Genomic DNA, 2008 nt, shown 5'->3' with positions numbered 1-2008 from the left:
AAGACGCAGTACACCTGCACGAGTTGCGGGCACGCAAGCCCGAAGTGGCTGGGCCGATGCCCTGGCTGCGAAGAGTGGAACACCCTGGAGGAGACCGCGCTCGAGGCCGCGCCGCCGACCAGGCACCGCTACAGCGCGCTGGCTGGCACGCAAGCCGTGGCAGCGCTCAGCGAGATCGCCGCCGAGGAGATCGAACGGCTACCCACGGGGATCGAGGAGTTCGACCGCGCGTTGGGCGGCGGCATCGTCGCCGGCGGCGTGGTGCTGCTGGGCGGCGACCCAGGGGTGGGCAAGAGCACGCTGTTGCTGCAGGCCGCCGACGCGCTGTCGCGCGACCAGCGCGTGCTGTACATCACCGGCGAGGAGTCGGCGGCGCAGCTGGCGCTGCGCGCGAGGCGGCTGGGCGTCGACGGCCGCCAGTTACGGGCGCAAGCCGAGATCAACCTGGAGAAGATCGTGGCGACGATCCAGAGCGAGGACGCTCAGCTCGTCGTCGTGGACTCCATCCAGACCGTCTGGAGCGGGGCGCTCACCTCGGCGCCCGGTTCGGTGGCGCAGGTGCGTGAGTGCGCGGCCCAGTTGACCCGGCTGGCCAAGAGCCGGGGCTGCTGCGTGGTGCTGGTGGGCCACGTGACCAAGGACGGCACCCTGGCCGGCCCACGTGTGCTCGAGCACATCGTGGACACGGTGCTGTATTTCGAGGGGGACACGCATTCGAGCTATCGGCTGGTGCGCGCCTTCAAGAACCGGTTCGGTGCCGTCAACGAAGTGGGCGTATTCGCGATGACCGAGCGTGGGCTCAAGGGCGTGTCCAACCCGAGCGCGATCTTTCTGGCGGGACACTCGCAGCCGATACCCGGCACGTGTGTGCTGGCCGCGCTGGAGGGGACCCGCCCCATGCTGGGGTAGTCGTACTTTTCGTGCAGATTGGTGCGCTTTCGCCTGAAACCCAGTATCCACGCGGGTTCCAGGCCGCCTCCATCCCCTCGGGATGATCAGCCGACGGCCTTGGCGGCAGCCATGGCGGTACATTGACCGCCCACCCGCTGCTGCCCAGCTCCATGCCCGCCTTCGCCCTGCGCTTCGTCGGCCAGGAGGCCTTGCCGCCTCGCCTGAGTGAGTTCGACCGGGAGCAGTTCTTCACGCTCACGTCGGCGGAGGTGGCGGCCGTCCGGGAGCAGTTCCGCAGCGACCACCGACTGCCCGCCGCGCTGATGCTCATGTTCATGCGCGTGGCCGGTCGACCGCTCGACGGGTTCAAGTTGCTCCCCCGAAACCTCCTGCGACATACTGCCCAGGTCCTGGCCGTGTCGCCGCCGTCCATCGCCAGCCTGCGGTCAATCTACAAGCGCCGGCAGACGCTCACCAAGCATCAGCTCTGGGCCAAGACCTACCTGGGCCTGCGCGAGCTTGAAATCGAAGACGAAGCCGCGCTGACTGCGGCCCTGCTGGCCCAAGCTGCCGACGCGCCCCACGCCGATGACCTGGTCCAGTCGGCCGGCCACTGGCTGTTCACGCGGCGCATCCTGATCCCAGGAGCGCGCCGCCTGCAGGACTGGGCTCGTGACGCATTTGCAGCGGTGGAGGCGCAGATCCTCGGCGCGGTCAATGCCGCCTTGCCACCGGCAGCGGCCCAGAAAGTTGTCGACGCCGCATACAGCGCTCGGCCGGACACCGACACGACGCACCTGGAGTGGCTGAAGACCCCGTCGAAGCGTCACGGCCCCAGCACCCTTACCGAAACCGTCGACAAGGTCCGCTACCTCAAGGAGCTCGGTGCCCACGACTGGAACTTGAGCGCCGTGTCGCTGGCCAAGCAGCAGGCCTATGCCCGTCAGGTCCAGGCCAGGCGCCCTGTGAAGACGCGGGAGCTCAAGCCAGCGCGCAGGCTGATCGAGTTGGTCTGCTTCCTGAGGGTGACGCTGCTCGAACTCACCGATGTCGCCCTCTTGCAATCCAGCCGGCGCAGCCAGCAACTGTTTCGCGAGGCAGCGGACAAAGCACAGTC

The 2008-nt window shown here is 68.2% G+C and carries 1 protein-coding gene and 1 pseudogene; both read left to right on the top strand.

Annotated elements, in window-relative coordinates; all coding sequences use genetic code 11:
- Positions 1 to 903, top strand: a pseudogene (gene radA / locus L6Q67_RS23345) (DNA repair protein RadA); the annotation flags it as partial.
- Between the two features lie 128 nt (positions 904 to 1031).
- On the top strand, positions 1032 to 2008 hold a 977-nt coding region (locus L6Q67_RS23340; RefSeq protein WP_296575848.1), incomplete at its 3' end, for a DUF4158 domain-containing protein.

This window comes from Zoogloea sp. (genome assembly GCF_023150065.1).
Classification (GTDB): Bacteria; Pseudomonadota; Gammaproteobacteria; order Burkholderiales; family Rhodocyclaceae; genus Zoogloea.
Note: the sequence above shows the minus strand (reverse complement) of the source record. Positions and strands in the feature narration are given on the sequence as shown.